Source organism: Clostridium senegalense, from assembly GCF_018916625.1.
GTDB classification, from domain to species: domain Bacteria; phylum Bacillota; class Clostridia; order Clostridiales; family Clostridiaceae; genus Clostridium_J; species Clostridium_J senegalense.
In genome coordinates this window covers 167,483-184,272 of record NZ_JAHLNC010000009.1, presented here as the reverse complement: position 1 = coordinate 184,272, position 16,790 = coordinate 167,483, and the positions used below count along the sequence as shown (strand labels likewise).

The window sequence follows — 16,790 nt, the reverse complement described above, 5'->3', positions numbered from 1 at the left end:
CTTGAAAATTTATAGGTTTCTGGAGCATTTCTATATCCTATAATATCTTTTGGATTTCTATGAATGTATAATGATGCTGCTATTAGATATCCATCACTTTCTATTATTGTACTTTCAAATCTTTCTTTATATAATGTTCCGTTTGATCCTTTTTTCTTATTATAATAAAATGTATATCTTTCTTTTATACTTTTCATAATAACTGATATATCCCCACCATAAGAATCCACTATGAAATGAACATGCGTATCCATTAAACAGTAAGCATATATTTTAAATTTATATTTTTCCATACTTTTTGATAATTTGTCCATAAACATTTCTTTATCATAATTATTCTCAAACAAGGGTTTTGCTTTACATCCTCTTATCCTTACATGATATATTGCATTTTCTATTTTCACTCTTGCCTGTCTAGCCAAAATAAATTCACTCCTAAAATAATTGTTCTTATATAGAACTTTGACATCATATAAATATTTAATCAAAAAAATAGTATGCCACCTCTTGACACACTACTTTATAAAAAGAAAAATTATTGGAATAAATATCATAAGTCCTAATAAATTGTATACTGTAAATATTTTAAGATAATTATTTCCTTCACCTTCGTATTCTTTTGTATATATTTTATAAGATATAACACTTGCTAGTGATGCTATTATTGTACCCATACCACCTACATTCACCGCTAACAACAATTCTTTCCCACATTTACTAAAACCTGATATTAACATTGTTGCTGGCACATTACTTATTACTTGACTCAATATTATTGACCATATGTATGTTCTTTGTCCACTATTTAAAATATTTCTCATAAATAACTTAATAGTATTTATTTGAGATATGTTTCCTATAAATATGAAAAAGCCTATAAAAGTAACTAACAAAGAATAATCCACCTTAAATAATAACTTTATATCTATAGTACAAATTCCTATTACTGTTAATATGACTACAAATTTATAATTTATTATATTAAATACAGACAATATTACTATAAAAAAAAGTAATACAGTTATTAAGAGTTTATACACTTTTTCTAATTTAACATCTTCAACTTTAAAATCTATTTTTTCATTTTTCATAGTTACTATTAAAACACCTAAAAATATTATTCCTAAACTCATTATAGGTAATGTCGTTTTTAAAAATTCAATAGACCCCATATTATAGTAAGAGTATATAAATAGGTTTTGTGGATTACCCATTGGTGTAAATGCACTTCCTAAGTTTGCAGCTAAAGTTTGAAGTATTACAATTTTCATGATTTTTATATTACCTTTTTTACCTACTGTTATAGCAAATGGAACAAAGGTTATTAATGCAACATCATTAGTTATAAACATAGCTGCTATAAATGTCATTCCTACCAACATAATACTTACCATTTTGTAAGTTTTGCATTTTTTAAGCAGTATAACTGCTCCTTTTTCTAACGCTTTTAAACTATTTAATGCTGCTATTACTAACATTAAATTAAATAATAAAATTAGAACCTTAAAATCTATATATTCTATTTTAGGGAATGAAATAAATGAAGTTATTACTGCTAAAAATAAAGCGATACTTAATACAATTTGATTTTTTAAGAAACTTTTTATCATGATAATGTCATTACTCCTATCAATAATTATAAATTACAACTACTAATTATATCATTATTGAATTTATTATTACAAACGATCTTAAATTTATCTATTTTAAAATCAATACATACACTTAATATAAATTTTCTATTATTTCTTTGAAAATTTTGCTAGTTTTCCATACTTTATAGTATTTTTTATTTGAAATAAATTACCTATATTAAGCATTTAAAATTTTATATGATTTTTATAATAATATCACTTATTACAAAAACAGATATTACTTTAAATTAATATCTGTTTTATATTTAATCATATTGATTTTATTGTTTTAATAATAGTTTTTTTAAAACTTCAATTACAAAAACTATTGTAATTGACATAGATAAAACATAGTATGACAGAAGTAAATCCGAATTTAATTTTGTCATAAACACTATTGCTAATATATTTAATATAAGAATAATCAAATTCACTATATTCCATATTTTATTCTTTTTATAGTTGTATATAGTTATTATTAAAAACATTATCGCTGTTATTATTAAAATATATATAAGTATTTCATCTATATTTTTACTATTCCACACATGATTTCTATATGTTAATGAACGCATAACTCCCATTTTTTTAGTTGATAATTGATGTATAACTATACCAAATATTATTATACCTATTTCTATTACTGAAATCATCCAATTTAATATATTTTTCATCTTCATTTATTTTACCTTAACCGGGTCCCCTGTTTCTATAGGATTCGGCTCATTTCCTGTGTTTCCACTCCATTCGTTCCATCCACCATCATAAAGTGCAATATTTTTAACACCAATAACATCTGCATAATATAAAACTTCTGCTGCTCTCCAACCGGTTCCACAATAAAATGCTAATCTTTGATTTGGAGTTATTCCCCATTCATTCCACATATTAATTATTTCATCTTTATTTCTCATTGTATTATCTATATTTCTGTAATCTTGAAGACTCTGCGCATCTGTTCCTGCATGCCCCCAAACACAACCTACTGGACGTCCTTTTGTTTTTATATAGTCATATCCTGATGTTTCTCCTATAAACTCTTCCCAACTTCTAATATCTACCAATTTGCTGTTTTTCTTATCATTTATTATGTCTTTTGCCATATCTAAATCAACTATATAATTCTTATTTGCCGGAACTTTAGCCCCAAAACTTTTTACTGGTACTGGTTTATTTGCTGTTTTTTCTAATTCATATCCTGATTTAACCCATTTATTAGTTCCACCATTTAATACTCTAACATCTTCTACACCCATATATTTTAATATAGTTACAACTCTAAATGCAGCCATTGAATCATCTCCATATAAAACTGTAGTTGTATCTTTTGTTATTCCCTTGGCAACTGCAAATTTTTCAAGTTCCTCATCAGAAACTCTATTCCAAAGCGGTCCTTTTTCTATATCATCAGTATTAATATGTACAGATCCAGGTATATGTCCATCTTTCAAATAACTTGGTGAATCCTGTTCTTTTCCCCACGAAACCTCAAATACCTTATAATCTTTTCCATCATATGTTTCAGGATGTTTTCCATCTATTAAATCTTTAACCCAAGATGCTGGTACTAACATTTGATAATTTTCATAAGTTTCCATAGGATTACTAGAATTTTGCGCCCACTGTTTAATATCATATGTATAAAGATTACTATATCCTTTATTTGATAAGTAATTTGCAACTTCTGTAGCATCCTTACCATTAGCATCATATAAAATTACATTTTTATCCTTTGATATTCCCTTAGTTTCTAGTGCTTTATCTAATGTAATATCTTTATCTTTATTATCAACTTTTAACCAAGCTGCTGAAAAATCTGTAGCGCCTTTTATGTGTCCTCCTCTTGAAACATTATCAAGTTTCCATCCATTAAAAGCATCATTTTCTCTTGTATCTACAATAATCCAATCACTTTTTTCAATATTTTCTTTAACCTCTTCTGATTCAATAGTTTTTATATCTGATGTTGCTGATGATTTACCTTTATCAGAATTAGAACAACCAGTAAAAGTAAATATTGAAAATGCTAATGTCATTGTAGTTAATATTAACTTTGTTCTTTTATTCATTATTTTATTTATTAGCACAATCTTTTAAATGCCAATATACTCCTCTCTTTAACTCATTTTTAAATTATATTGAATATCTTACAAAAATACTCAACAATTAAAATATACTATTAAACTATACAATTATTTTTTTCATAAGTAAATAACACTAATTATTGGTTTTTTAAATGATTAAATTATATCTATTTGCTTTTTTAATGTTTTTATTTTAAAGAAGCTAAGGCTAAAATATATGTTTAATAAAGACTTAGCTTCTTTAATTAATTTAATAATTAATATTCAAATCTATTATTTTAGTGGATATATTTTCAATAAAACTTTTATCATGTTCTACAAATAAAATAGTTGGTTTAAAATCTAATATTGCTTTTTCTATAAGTTTTCTTGATTCTATATCTAAACCATTTAGTGGCTCATCCCAAATTTGAAAACAATCATCTTTATAAAAACAGTAAGCTAAGTCTACTTTTTTTAATTCTCCTACACTAAATGTAGATAAGTCTCTTTCAAAGACCTTTGAATCTGAACCCATACAACCAAGTATAGATCTAAATCTAGTTTCATCTATTTTTTCACTTTTTAAATGTTCTCTCAAAAATCCATTTGTCCATTTAGGAAATTGAGATGCATATACTATTTGGGATCTATTTTCAAATTTTATTATACCCTCTTCTAATTCTAAAATTCCTAATATAGCATATAATAACGTAGTCTTTCCACTACCATTAGGACCCTTAATCGCAACCCTTTCACCTTTTCTTATATTAAAAGATAAATCATTTATAACTTTTTTATTTCCCCTTAAAACAGTTATATTAGATACTAATAATATATTTTCACCTTTTATACTTGATTCAAATTTAAGTTTTCTTTCTCTTTCATAATCCTTTAAAAGTTCTTTTTTTGCATTCAAATTTTCTTCTATTCTGCCTTCTATTAAAATAGCTCTTTTCATAATTCTAGCAGCTCTTGCTCCTTCAAAACCTTTATCTCCGGAACCAATCTTTTCTTTTTCCCTTTTAAAAGACCAAGTTCTCTTTTGTCTGGCTGCCTTTTCTAGTTCTTTAACTTCTTTTTCTATTTTTTCTTTTTTTCTTTTTTCAAATTGAATTTTTAATTCTTCATTTTTCTCCCATGAACTATAATTACCTTTTTCTATTCCTATAGAGTTTTTATTTATATAAAGAACGTGATCAACTAAGGCATCAAGGAAATATCTATTATGTGACACAATTATGAATCCACTTTTATTTTTTAAATAATTTAAAAGAACTTCAATTCCTTCAACATCTAAATGATTAGTAGGTTCATCTAATAATATAAAATTATTTTTTTGAAGAAATAATGCAATTATTTGTATTTTGGTTTGCTCTCCACCACTTAAGCTATCGTAACTTCTTTCTAGTATTTCCCTTTTCAATCCCATATATTCTATTTCTCTTTCTATTAAAAAGTTAATATTATATCCATCTATATCTAAAAATTCTTGTAAAGTAACTAAATATTCCTCTTCACTTATATCTTTTCTTAAATATTTATCTATTTTTTCTTCTAAAATTCTATAATTTCCTATAATGTCTTTAATTATATTAATAGTAGTATCACTTTTATTACATATATCTACTGGGAAAAGACTACTTTCTCCACTGTATTCAACAGTACCCTTAGATGGTTTATATTGTTTATTTATAAGTCTTAAAAGTGTTGTTTTTCCTCTACCATTTCTTCCTATAATAGCAGTTTTCCAATTTGTATCTATTGAAACATTTACATCTTCAAAAATATTTTCATAGCTTCCATTATAGTTAAAACTCATATCTTTAAAATTTATTTTTGACAAAAAAAATCTCCTCCTTTAAATTCCGGAGAAGATTTACACATTCAACTAAATATTTACAATAATATAAATACTACAAATACAGTCACCTAAATAAAATTTAACATTCTATTTATCCGCAACATAAACTTTAAAACATGGAAATTAATATGTGTACTATACTATTATAATAAAAATTAGCAAACAGGCTCACATCTACTCACAGAATTTTTAAAAGCATATTAAAAAAACCTTTTGATAAGGCTTATATTCGCTTTTATAACTATTCATTGAAAGTAGATTAATTGTTCATCCTTCTATTTACCTGTTCCTTTCTAAATTTTATTTTTATATTATAACACAACACCTATAATTATAAATTAAAAAAATATAATTTCAATATAATATTTGTAAATTTTACATGAATTTTAAATGTATTTACATAAAAAAATAAATTGCAAAAATCATTTTGAAAACTCATTAAATTAAACTCCATTGTTTAATTTTTATAGTATATATTTATAATTTATATTATTTCTATATTTCAGCTCTATTTGTAGTTATTATATGTGGGTATAAACTTCTACTTTTTTATTTTTATATGATGTTAACTTTCACAACCAAACTTTCATTTATATTGACTTTTTAATTTTGTTTACTTTATTTTAATTTTATAAGAAATAACTATAAATTTTATATACTGTCCAAAATAAAACCCCATTGTCTTACTTCAAATAAATTTTCATTTAAACATATTAATTATATGTTTTTAGATTTTTGCAATTTACCCTTATAGTAAAAAGCTATTGCAGCGTTGGAATTCTTAGGCTATATATCTTACTATCTAATATAGAAATTTATTTTATTTGTAAAGTTTTAAGAATCTATTTTAAACATATTTTTAAATTTAACTTTAGATTCTTTTTACTATTAAAAGTAATATTTTTTACTTTTAATATCTTATTTTTACAAATAAAAAAACCTCCATAACTTTGGAGGTATATATCACTGATAGCGTATTAACTAAGCCTTTTAAAATAAAAGACAAAAAGTTTCGTGATACACCTAACTTCCCTCCGAAATTATAATGTTATTGTATGTTTTAGGCAGGTCTCCTGACTAACGGCTTAACCTTAACCATCCTTCCCAGAAAAATAAATTCCAGTGGATATTGATTTCGTATCCGTATACAGTAGCGGGGGCTGTAGTGGATTTTCACCACTTTCCCTATTATACCTAATTAAAGGTACCTAAATCATTATTAACTTTTTACCATCTTTATTATAACCATATTAGCTCTTATTTTCAATAGATTTCCTAAATTTTTTATTATTTATTCAAATTCATTATTTTTTATTATATACTAACCCTAAATTTCTAAAATATATTCAATTTCATTTTTGTTACACCATTGAGCTAAAAACTTTAAAAATTCCTTATCTTTAAAATCATACCATTGATCAATTAAATCTAATCTATACAATGCACTTTTAAATGCTCTAAATGCATCTTCACCACTAATATTTAAATTTAACTCTACTTTTAAATTTTCGTCATTACAATTTTGTATAAACTTTTCCATTGATAAATATTCATCAAATTCTTCTCTTCTTGGAAATTCTATATAATTATTTTTGTTAGTTTTATAATCAAGAGCATTAAGAATTATTTCTTCTTTCCACTCATCAAAATCTTCAACTTTTTTTCCTTCTTCTACTGCTTTTATATCTTCCTGTGAAATTAGAATAATAGTTCCTTCTTCTTTATTATAAAGATTTTTAACATCATCAATTTCCATATTATATATTTCCAAAAGCTCATTTAAATTTATCTTATTCTCCATTTTATAACGCTCCTTATAATAAAATTCCATTAATTATATCATATACTACAATAATTTCAAACATATATAAATTTTCACTATTTTTATTGACTATTTTGTAACGATATCGTATTATTTAAATATAATAATAATATATTTTACAATTTTATTACAATAAGCTATATTACAAAATTATAATCAACTTATATTTTGAAATATATTTACGAATCTTAAATAAAATTTAGGATATACTAAATTTATAATTTTACTTTTCTTAAAATTTTAAAATGTTATTATATTCAAACTAAATATGTTTTTAATATATAAATATAAATTTATATTTATTATAAAATTTTTAAATACTAAATACATTGATATCAAATTTTATTTCACTATTAAAATTTATTCCTAATAGTGTTATTGCATTTATATCACTTTATCCTTATATTATGTTTTAAAAATATTAATTAAGAGGTGGTTTTTTATGAGCAAAAAAATTCTAATTGTAGGTGGAGTTGCTGGTGGTGCTTCTACTGCTGCAAGATTAAGAAGATTAAATGAAGAAAATGAAATAATAATGTTTGAAAAAGGTGAATATATTTCCTTTGCTAATTGTGGTTTACCCTATTATATAGGCGGTGAAATTAAATCTAGAGATGCTCTTTTACTTCAAACTGTAGAAGGAATGAGTAAAAAATTCAATATGGATATTAGAAATTTTAGTGAAGTTATCAATATTAATAGACCTGAAAAATGTGTTACTGTTAAAAATTTAAAAACTAATGAAACTTATACTGAAAGTTATGATACTTTAATACTTTCACCTGGTGCCTCTCCTATAAAACCTAACATTCCTGGAATTGATAAGTGCAATAATCTATTTACATTAAGAAATATTCCAGATACTGATAAAATAAAAAATTTTGCAAATGACACTAATCCTAAAACTGCTATAATTATTGGTGGTGGATTTATAGGTCTAGAAATGGCTGAGAATCTTTCCAATAAAGGAATAAAAGTTACTTTAGTTGAAATGAGCAATCAAGTAATGGCACCTTTAGATTTTGAAATGGCTTCTATTGTCCATAATCATTTAAGAGAATTTGGCATTAATTTAATTTTAGAAGATGGTGTTAATTCCTTTAAAAATAATGGCAAAACTGTAATTTTAAATAGCGGTAAGGAGATTAATACCGATTTAATTATACTTTCTATAGGTGTAAAACCAGAAAGTGAAATAGCTAAAAATGCTGGATTAAAATTAAATGAAAGAGGCGCCATAATAGTAAATAAATATTTGCAAACTAACGACGAAAATATATATGCTCTTGGTGATGCTATTGAAGTTATAGATTATATAAATAAAAAGCCTACTATGATTCCACTTGCATGGCCAGCAAACAGACAAGGTAGAGTTTTAGCAGACACTTTATGTGGTAAAAGAACTCCTTACAATGGAACACTTGGTTCTTCAGTAGCTAAAATTTTTGATTTAACTGTCGCATCTACTGGCAACAACGAAAAGACCTTAAAAAAGCATAATATTGAGTATAAAACTTGCCATATACATCCAAGTTCTCATGCTAGTTATTATCCTGGTTCTTTTATAATAAATTTAAAACTAATATTTAATTCTAAAACTGGTAAAATATTAGGTGCTCAAGCGGTTGGTGCAGACGGCGTTGAAAAAAGAATTGACGTAATTGCTACTGCAATTAAAAGTGACCTAACTGTATTTGATCTTCAAGATTTAGAGCTTTGTTATGCACCACCATATTCTTCAGCAAAAGACCCTGTGAATATGGCAGGCTATGTTGCTTCAAATATAATTGAGGGTTATGTTGATACAATTCAATGGTATGAAATAGATGCCTTAGTAAAAGAAAAAAGTTTCTTTTTAGATGTAAGTGAAAAAGAAGAATTTGATTTAGGTCATATAGATAATGCTATTAATATTCCACTTGGCACTTTACGTGATAATTTATCTTCTCTACCAAAAGATAAATTAATATATGTTTATTGTGCTGCAGGTTTAAGAGGTTATATTGCTTCAAGAATTCTTACTTTAAACGGATTTAAATGTAAAAATATAGATGGTGGATATAGAACCTATAAAAATTCAAAACCAATTGTCCAACATCATTCTTCATATGAAAATAATGATAATAAAGGAGAATCTATAGTGAAAAATAATAATGAAACCATTATAACTCTTGATACTTGTGGTCTTCAATGCCCTGGTCCAATAAGAAAAGTATACGAAGAAATGTCAAAATTAAAAGATGGAGATATTTTAAAAATAACTTCTACCGATGCAGGTTTTAAAAATGATATTTCCTCTTGGTGTAAGAATACCGGTAATACACTTATTGAAAACACTAGAGATAATAATAAGAAAATGTATATAACAAAAATTATGAAAGGTGGAAATAAATCTTTAGAAAACAAGCCTAACTTATGCAGTGATTCTACCGAAAAAGATGGAGCTACAATGGTAGTGTTTAGTGGTGATTTAGATAAAGCTATCGCTTCATTTATAATAGCTACTGGGGCTGCTTCAATGGGAAAACAAGTTACTATGTTCTTTACTTTCTGGGGCCTTAATGTTTTGAAAAAGAAAAGTAAACCTTCAATTTCTAAAAACACTATAGAAAAAATGTTTGATGTAATGCTACCTAGCAATACTGATAAATTACCACTTTCTAAAATGAATATGGCTGGAATGGGCCCAAAAATGATAAAACACATTATGGATAAAAACAACGTAGATTCTTTAGATACCTTAATAACAAACGCAAAAAAAATGGGTGTTAAGCTTGTTGCATGCACAATGTCTATGGAGCTTATGGGCATAAAACATGAGGAACTAATACCTGGTGTAGACCTTGGTGGTGTAGCTTCTTATTTAGGCGCAACAGAAGATTCTGGATTAAACTTATTTATATAAATATAACAAAAAACTACTGAAAATTTCAGTAGTTTTTTACTATTTACTTTTATTTTCAAAATAAGTTTTAAGTTTTTCAAGTCCTAGTATTAAACCTCCACCTAATATAAAGAAAATAATATTAAATGTTTTAAAATTCATTGGTAATTTTGGAACTTCTAAAGATTGTGGTCCCATAATTACTGCATATATTGAACCTATCATAAGACCTAATATAAAATACATAGTTTGGGATCTATAATTTTCAAGTAAAAACTTTACTCCTTTAATTGTAACTGCAATTCCTAATAAAACTCCAAATCCAAATATAATAAGTATTGGTAAATATGTAAAGTTAAAGGTTAAAACTTCTTTTATTGCACTTATTATTGGAATATATAATCCAAATATTAAAAGTAGTGTTGAACCTGATATTCCTGGAAGTACCATAGCTGATATAGCTATCATGCCTGCGAAAAATACATATAAACCAAGTGATATCGATAAGCTATTTATTGATATATCTATGCTTCCAGATCCATTCATTGGATTAAAATATGTTATAGCCCATACAAGAATTGCTCCTAATATTGCATATATCACATTCTTATATTTTCCTAAAAAATTTTCTTTTTCTTCTTTTATTATTATTGGTATAGCCATAATAATAAATCCTATAAATAACGAGCTAATTGAATATATATGTTCATCGAATATAGATGCTAGTAATAAAACTGATAAAACAAGTCCTATAACCCACCCAATTCCTATTTTCATCAAGAAAAATGCAGCTTCTTTTCTCTTTTCTTTATCCTTACATGCTATGTCATTTAGTGAATTTATAAACTTGTCATAAAAGCCCAATACAAAGGCTATAGTTCCTCCAGATACTCCCGGTACACTATCTGCTAATGCCATGCAAAATCCCCTAATAAAATTAATTATGTACATTTTTTCACTTCCTTATCTTTTTTTAATTTTAAATTACTTGTTTTACTACATATTTTTATGTTATATTATTGATTCCATTTTTGCATAATCACTCTACCATGATACCAATAAATAATAAATGTATCAATAAAACTTTATTTTTTTAACCTATATTTTACATTACCTATATAAACACAAAACTACTATAAAGCATGCCTTATAGTAGTTTTGTATATTAATTATCTATATTTATATAATTATTTTTAACTATCTTATCTATAAGATATACAGCAGTTATAAAAATCATTGCCACTATACCACTAAATATAAATGCTTTAGCTGGCCCAAAATTATTTGATATAGTACCTGTAAAAAGGCTCCCTATTGGCGCCACACCTGCAAACAACAAACTATATACACTCATAACCCTTCCTCTATATTCATCTTTTGAATTTAACTGTACTGTAGAATTTGCACTGGTTGAAAAAGTTATATTAAATATTCCTACCAAACTAAGTAGTAAAGCCATAACATATTGTCCTCTATTAATTCCTAAAATGATAAGTAAAAGTGATACTATATATGCTGCAAATAATATAAGCTTAAATTTAGGACCATTTTTACTTTTTGTAGCCATTGTAAGAGCTCCTATTAATGAACCTATTCCTAAAGACGACATTAAAAATCCATACCCCTTGCTTGAAAGTCCTAATATATCAACTGCAAATAATGGAATTAAAACATTATAATTAAAAGCGAATATTCCCATTATGGTTATTAATGAAAAAGTTTTCACAAGATTTCTATTACCTTTTATATATATAAGCCCATCTTTTATTTCTCTTAACATGTTTTTATTCTCATTAATTTTTACAGGTTTTGATTTTATCTTAAAAATACCATAAATAACTGGTATAAATGATACTGCATTTATAATATAACATACCTCTATCCCTGTATAAGCTATTATTATACCAGCTATAGATGGTCCTAAAATTCTAGCTGCATTAAAAACTGAAGAATTTAATGCTATACCATTCATAAGATCTTCCTTTCCAACAAGTTCTATTACAAAAGATTGCCTAGTTGGCATATCTATAGTATTTATACATCCAGTAATCAATGCTATAATAGCCAAATGCCAAAATCTTACTAATCCTGTAAGTACTAAAAATCCCTGTATCACTGCCATTAACATAAGACCTATTTGGGTAAATATAAGTAATTTTCTTTTGGAAAATCTGTCCACTATAACACCTGCAAAAAGTGAAAAAATCATCATTGGGGTAAATTGAAGTGCATTTATAAGACCTAATAAAAAAGAGGTATTTCTATTTGTTATTTCCAGCACCAACCATCCTTGTGTTGTGCTTTGCATCCATGTACCTATTAAAGATACACATTGACCAAACCAAAAATATCTAAAATATTTATGGGTTAAGGCTGGAAATGAGTTAGAAAATTTTAGCTTAATATTTTTTCCTGAATTCATTTTATTGCTCCTTATTAATAGATAAATTTTCAGTCCTTAGTTCCAAATCGTTGAATTTACCTTATATAGATTATAATTCAATAACTATTTTTTAAATCCTTCTTTTAAATTTACATTCTTTCTTAAAATGCACATAATAAAAATCTAGAGATTTACTACTCTAGATTTTTATTATAAAACCACTTATATTTTGTTTATTTTTATCAGTTCTTCACTACAAGTACCTTTTAAATCTATATTATATTCATAAGCCGCCTTTAATGCTGTTTTAAATATGCTACAATCTACTAATTCCTCTTTATTATATTTATGCCTTAGTAATAATTCTTCTAACAAATTGTCATAAAGCTTTCTATAAGCAGTCATTTTGTCAAACTCCATTATATTAATCATAAAATCCATTTTATTATATTTTAATATCTTTGTAGTACGATTTTCTTTATTTATAATAAATTCATATATGTCAGGTTTTCCATAATCCTTATCTGTAAAACATCTAAATTTTATTCCTTTATATTTTTTTTCACAGTATAGTATAAATTCTAGGGGTAGCATTCCATTATTTGTAGATTTTAACAAAATTCTATCTTCTTTTAAATCTTCATAGTATATATTTTTTCCTTCATCAACATTGTTACCCCAATGAATATATCTCCATGCATTAATATCAAACTCTATATTACCTGTTTTATTATTTATATATAAATAATAGTTTATTGGATTATCCTTTTTTATGCCTTTTGGAACTAACCCATTATTTTTACACACTTTTTTTACTAAATCATTACGTACTTTTTTATATACATCTCTTTGCTTTTTATTATATACAAGTCTTAAAACCCTATTATTTAAAAATTTTTTATCTACAATAATTCCTTTTTTATCTTCAATATCTTTTTTAAAAGGCTCTGATATTATATTAGCCAAACTAAATTTTCCATCCTTTTTAAAATCATTATAAAAGTTTTTTAATTTACTTTTATTGCCCGTTATAATTATAGTGTTATCATAACTCATAAAATTCCTCCTAAATATTAATGTATAATATCTATATATTAATGTTTAAATGTAAGTGTTACACACTGAAAAACTTTATATATTTTAAAAATTTAAATTGAAACAAAAAAGAATCTACTTTTAAAATTTTAATACCTGTAGATTCTTTTTTATAGCCTTTTGTAAAAATTATTCCATATTCCTCAACATCTAAATCTTCTATATAATATAAAAATTTTCAACAATAGTTATATCTAAACGCTCTTCGCTTTATTTCTTAAATTGTATAACAGTGCCATTTCACCATAATCTAAATAAACTTTGGTATCATACTCTTCCTTATTTTTTATTTAAAGGAACCGTAAATATATATTATATAAATTTAAGTTTACATATAATATATTAAAAATAAATTTATCTTATACTTATAATTATCTTATTAAACAAAATCTATTTGTGTTAATAAAATGCATTTATTTTGTCATTATATTAATTACTACAATTTCCATATATATTATTTAAAAATAATGACAAAATATATGTATATATACTTTTTAAAATTAACAAATCAAATATTATCTAATAAAGGAGACACATAATGAAAAAGTTTAATAAAATCTTTATAGCCTTCATGTTAACTTTATTTTTGTCTTTTTCAAACATTTTTTTAGTCTTTGCAAATCCATATTATTTTGTAGATGAAGATATGCACACCTTTGAACAATCACCAGATGCAAATGAGCAATTAAAAAATGAATTTCATGTACTTTTAAACGACTTATTTGATCAAAGAAACAAATCAATACTTTCTGGTGATAGCGAAGGCTTAAAAGTTTTTTATGACTTAAATAAAAAAGTTAGTTTATGGGCTTATGAAAGTGAGAATAAAAAAATTGATTATCTTAAAAATTGGTCTGAAAAACAAGCTGTAACATTTAACAATATTCAGTCTTTATTAAAAGTTAGAAAAGTTAAAGAAAAAGAACCTGGAATATACGGTATAGTTTGTTCTGCTACAACTGAATTTGATTATAGCTACATAACTTCTCCTGACATTCATAATAAATTTCGTTTAGGCACTTCACATTATATAAATCTAAAAAAAGAAAATGATAAATATGTTATAACAAAAGAGTGGTATACAGATCCATTTGCAGATTCATTAAATTTAGATAATATAAAGAAATCTGAAGAAATGAAGGAATATATACTTTCAAAAGATTGTCCAGAGATTAATTTAACAGAAAAACTAGAAAAAGCTATTGATTATGCTCATAAATACTGTGGAATAGCTTATGATGATGAGTATAACTTTAAATATAATAAAGAATATACAAACTTCAATCCTCAAGGTGGAGATTGTGCGAATTTTGCTTCTCAAATACTTTATGAAGGTGCTGGATTTAAGAAAAATAAACTTTGGAACTATGAAGGACGAGATGGCTCAAAAGCTTGGGTTAATGCTCAATCATTTAAAAACTATATGATAAATAGTGGGAGAGCTTCTTATATTGCTAAAGGTACTTATGAAGAAATTTATAAAAATGCATACAATCTAAGACCTGGGGATTTTGTAGCATATGAAAAAAACGGAAAAATAGTTCATGTATCAACGGTAACTGGTCTTGACTCTAAAGGCTATCCTCTTGTAACTTGCCATAATACTGATAGACTTCTTGTCCCTTATGACCTTGGTTTTAGTAACTCCAATATAAAATTCCATTTAATAAAAGTTCATTATTAATTGCTATATTTTATTAAAAATACTTAAAATAATAAAAACTAGAAAATTTATTTCTAGTTTTTATTATTTTCTTTATATTCATCTAATGATACTTTAACACATTCCATTAACTTTCTTTGATAGTTTATATCACAAAGCATTCTATCTTCATTCCAATTGCTCATGAAACCCATTTCTAGTATAACAACTGGAACTTGTGACCAATTGAAACCTGTTATATCATTTCTTTCAAAGACTCCATTAACTTTTATTCCTTCATCTTCTAGAGATGCTTTTAGAATATTTCCATAGTCATTACTTTTTTTATATATATTACCTGTATATTTATTAGATTTAGATGGTACTAGTATGGATGCTCCTGTTTTGCCTGAATCATTTAAGCTATCACAATGAATTCTTATAGTCATATCTGCTTCTGCCTTATTAGAAACTTCTGCTCTTTCTGCATTACTTATGTTTACATCATTGGTCTCTCTTGTCATAACCACTTCATACCCATTTTGCTGTAAAATATCTTTTAATATTAATGATGCTTCAAGGTTTACCATATATTCAGCTTTTTTTGTTCCAACCCCTGCAGTTCCAGAAGAAACTCGTGGTTTTTTTTGAGAAGCTCCAGGTCCGATAGATTCACCTTTACTATCGCCTTTTTCTTGGTGTCCTGGATCAATACATACCACAAATTTTTTATCCTTTTCTTCCTGTGCTAAGACTTTTGTATCTTGCTTAAAGTTAAAAGTCAAAACTAAACTAAATAAAATTATAAAACTTAATATTGCTTTAAATCTTCTTCTCATAGTGTCCTCCTTAAAATATTTATACCTTTAAGGTTACCTTAAACACCAATCTTTATTCTTCTTTTAAAGCATAATTATAATTTTAACTCCATTCTTATATTTCTTACAGTCATACCCATATGTTCATAAAACTTTATAGCACTTTCATTAAAATTCCATACTCCAAGTTCCAATGTTTCACCGTTTATTTTTTTTGCAAATTCTACAGCAACATTAAATAGAATTTTGCCTAAACCTTTACCTCTATACTCTTTTTTTATACATAAATCATTCATATAAACAAATTTTTTCTCAACAAGTTCTTTTCTCGATGGGCTTTCCTTAATTTCTAAAATAGTGTAACCCACTAAAATAGATTTATCTTTTTCTAATACGAAAATTTCATAAAGTCCACTTTCTAACAATATATTATAATAATCTTTAACTAAAGGACTATCAACTTTTACATATATATCTGGTCTACCATCTACATGTAAACTATTAAGTTCATTCATTAAAGCATTAACTTCTACATAATCATTTTTAGTTGCTTTTCTAATAACAAAACTCATGATTTTACCATTT

General features: G+C 25.4%; 13 protein-coding genes and 1 riboswitch. Of the genes, 2 read left to right on the top strand and 11 right to left on the bottom strand.

Annotation, left to right across the window (positions count from 1 at the left end; genetic code table 11):
• The 6 genes from KQI36_RS14925 to KQI36_RS14900 form a co-directional block, all read right to left on the bottom strand.
• Positions 1-422, bottom strand: a 422-nt coding sequence (locus KQI36_RS14925) for a transposase (RefSeq protein ID WP_216451576.1), incomplete at its 3' end; no start/stop codon positions are given.
• A gap of 93 nt (positions 423-515) precedes the next feature.
• Positions 516-1,610: an SLC13 family permease gene (locus tag KQI36_RS14920; protein WP_216451575.1), complete on the bottom strand. Its 1,095-nt coding sequence runs from the start codon at positions 1,608-1,610 to the stop codon at positions 516-518.
• Positions 1,611-1,915: 305 nt separating this feature from the next.
• Positions 1,916-2,314, bottom strand: coding sequence for a hypothetical protein (locus KQI36_RS14915; protein WP_216451574.1), 399 nt, complete (start codon positions 2,312-2,314; stop codon positions 1,916-1,918).
• Positions 2,315-3,703: a rhodanese-like domain-containing protein gene (locus KQI36_RS14910; protein WP_216451573.1), complete on the bottom strand. Its 1,389-nt coding sequence runs from the start codon at positions 3,701-3,703 to the stop codon at positions 2,315-2,317. It lies immediately after the preceding gene.
• Between the two features lie 265 nt (positions 3,704-3,968).
• Complete coding sequence (abc-f, locus tag KQI36_RS14905) at positions 3,969-5,543, bottom strand: ribosomal protection-like ABC-F family protein (protein ID WP_216451572.1); 1,575 nt, start codon at positions 5,541-5,543, stop codon at positions 3,969-3,971.
• A 1,064-nt stretch (positions 5,544-6,607) separates the two neighbouring features.
• A riboswitch (cobalamin riboswitch) is annotated at positions 6,608-6,788 on the bottom strand.
• A gap of 100 nt (positions 6,789-6,888) precedes the next feature.
• A complete protein-coding gene (locus tag KQI36_RS14900) occupies positions 6,889-7,362 on the bottom strand; it encodes a UPF0158 family protein (protein ID WP_216451571.1) in 474 nt (157 codons plus the stop codon).
• A 463-nt stretch (positions 7,363-7,825) separates the two neighbouring features.
• Here KQI36_RS14900 and KQI36_RS14895 point away from each other — a divergent pair, with 463 nt between their 5' ends.
• Positions 7,826-10,288: a CoA-disulfide reductase gene (locus KQI36_RS14895; protein ID WP_216451570.1), complete on the top strand. Its 2,463-nt coding sequence runs from the start codon at positions 7,826-7,828 to the stop codon at positions 10,286-10,288.
• 39 nt (positions 10,289-10,327) lie between these two features.
• Here KQI36_RS14895 and KQI36_RS14890 read toward each other — a convergent pair whose 3' ends face one another.
• From KQI36_RS14890 to KQI36_RS14880, 3 genes are all read right to left on the bottom strand, one after another.
• Positions 10,328-11,218 carry a DUF368 domain-containing protein gene (locus KQI36_RS14890; RefSeq protein ID WP_216451569.1) on the bottom strand — a complete coding sequence of 297 codons (891 nt, stop codon included), beginning with the start codon at positions 11,216-11,218 and terminating at the stop codon, positions 10,328-10,330.
• Positions 11,219-11,432: 214 nt separating this feature from the next.
• Entirely contained in the window at positions 11,433-12,689 is a 1,257-nt protein-coding gene (locus KQI36_RS14885) for an MFS transporter (RefSeq protein WP_216451568.1), read from the bottom strand.
• Positions 12,690-12,872: 183 nt separating this feature from the next.
• A complete protein-coding gene (locus KQI36_RS14880) occupies positions 12,873-13,706 on the bottom strand; it encodes a hypothetical protein (RefSeq protein ID WP_216451567.1) in 834 nt (277 codons plus the stop codon).
• 577 nt (positions 13,707-14,283) lie between these two features.
• Between KQI36_RS14880 and KQI36_RS14875 the strand changes: the two genes are divergently transcribed.
• On the top strand, positions 14,284-15,429 hold the full coding sequence (locus tag KQI36_RS14875; RefSeq protein ID WP_216451566.1) for an amidase domain-containing protein: 1,146 nt from the start codon (positions 14,284-14,286) through the stop codon (positions 15,427-15,429).
• A gap of 53 nt (positions 15,430-15,482) precedes the next feature.
• Here KQI36_RS14875 and KQI36_RS14870 read toward each other — a convergent pair whose 3' ends face one another.
• Positions 15,483-16,226, bottom strand: coding sequence for an N-acetylmuramoyl-L-alanine amidase (locus KQI36_RS14870; RefSeq protein WP_216451565.1), 744 nt, complete (start codon positions 16,224-16,226; stop codon positions 15,483-15,485).
• 74 nt (positions 16,227-16,300) lie between these two features.
• Positions 16,301-16,777 (bottom strand): GNAT family N-acetyltransferase, encoded by a 477-nt coding sequence (locus tag KQI36_RS14865; protein WP_216451564.1) that lies wholly within the window; start codon positions 16,775-16,777, stop codon positions 16,301-16,303.
• Positions 16,778-16,790: the final 13 nt, after the last annotated feature.

What these genes read in the sequence shown, in the direction of transcription:
- KQI36_RS14890 (WP_216451569.1), bottom strand. Translation starts at nt 11,218, where the DNA reads ATGTACATAATTAATTTTATTAGGGGATTTTGCATGGCATTAGCAGAT.
- KQI36_RS14885 (WP_216451568.1), bottom strand. Translation starts at nt 12,689, where the DNA reads ATGAATTCAGGAAAAAATATTAAGCTAAAATTTTCTAACTCATTTCCA.
- KQI36_RS14900 (WP_216451571.1), bottom strand. Translation starts at nt 7,362, where the DNA reads ATGGAGAATAAGATAAATTTAAATGAGCTTTTGGAAATATATAATATG.
- KQI36_RS14895 (WP_216451570.1), top strand. Translation starts at nt 7,826, where the DNA reads ATGAGCAAAAAAATTCTAATTGTAGGTGGAGTTGCTGGTGGTGCTTCT.
- KQI36_RS14880 (WP_216451567.1), bottom strand. Translation starts at nt 13,706, where the DNA reads ATGAGTTATGATAACACTATAATTATAACGGGCAATAAAAGTAAATTA.
- KQI36_RS14915 (WP_216451574.1), bottom strand. Translation starts at nt 2,314, where the DNA reads ATGAAGATGAAAAATATATTAAATTGGATGATTTCAGTAATAGAAATA.
- KQI36_RS14920 (WP_216451575.1), bottom strand. Translation starts at nt 1,610, where the DNA reads ATGATAAAAAGTTTCTTAAAAAATCAAATTGTATTAAGTATCGCTTTA.
- KQI36_RS14875 (WP_216451566.1), top strand. Translation starts at nt 14,284, where the DNA reads ATGAAAAAGTTTAATAAAATCTTTATAGCCTTCATGTTAACTTTATTT.
- KQI36_RS14870 (WP_216451565.1), bottom strand. Translation starts at nt 16,226, where the DNA reads ATGAGAAGAAGATTTAAAGCAATATTAAGTTTTATAATTTTATTTAGT.
- KQI36_RS14910 (WP_216451573.1), bottom strand. Translation starts at nt 3,703, where the DNA reads ATGAATAAAAGAACAAAGTTAATATTAACTACAATGACATTAGCATTT.
- KQI36_RS14865 (WP_216451564.1), bottom strand. Translation starts at nt 16,777, where the DNA reads ATGAGTTTTGTTATTAGAAAAGCAACTAAAAATGATTATGTAGAAGTT.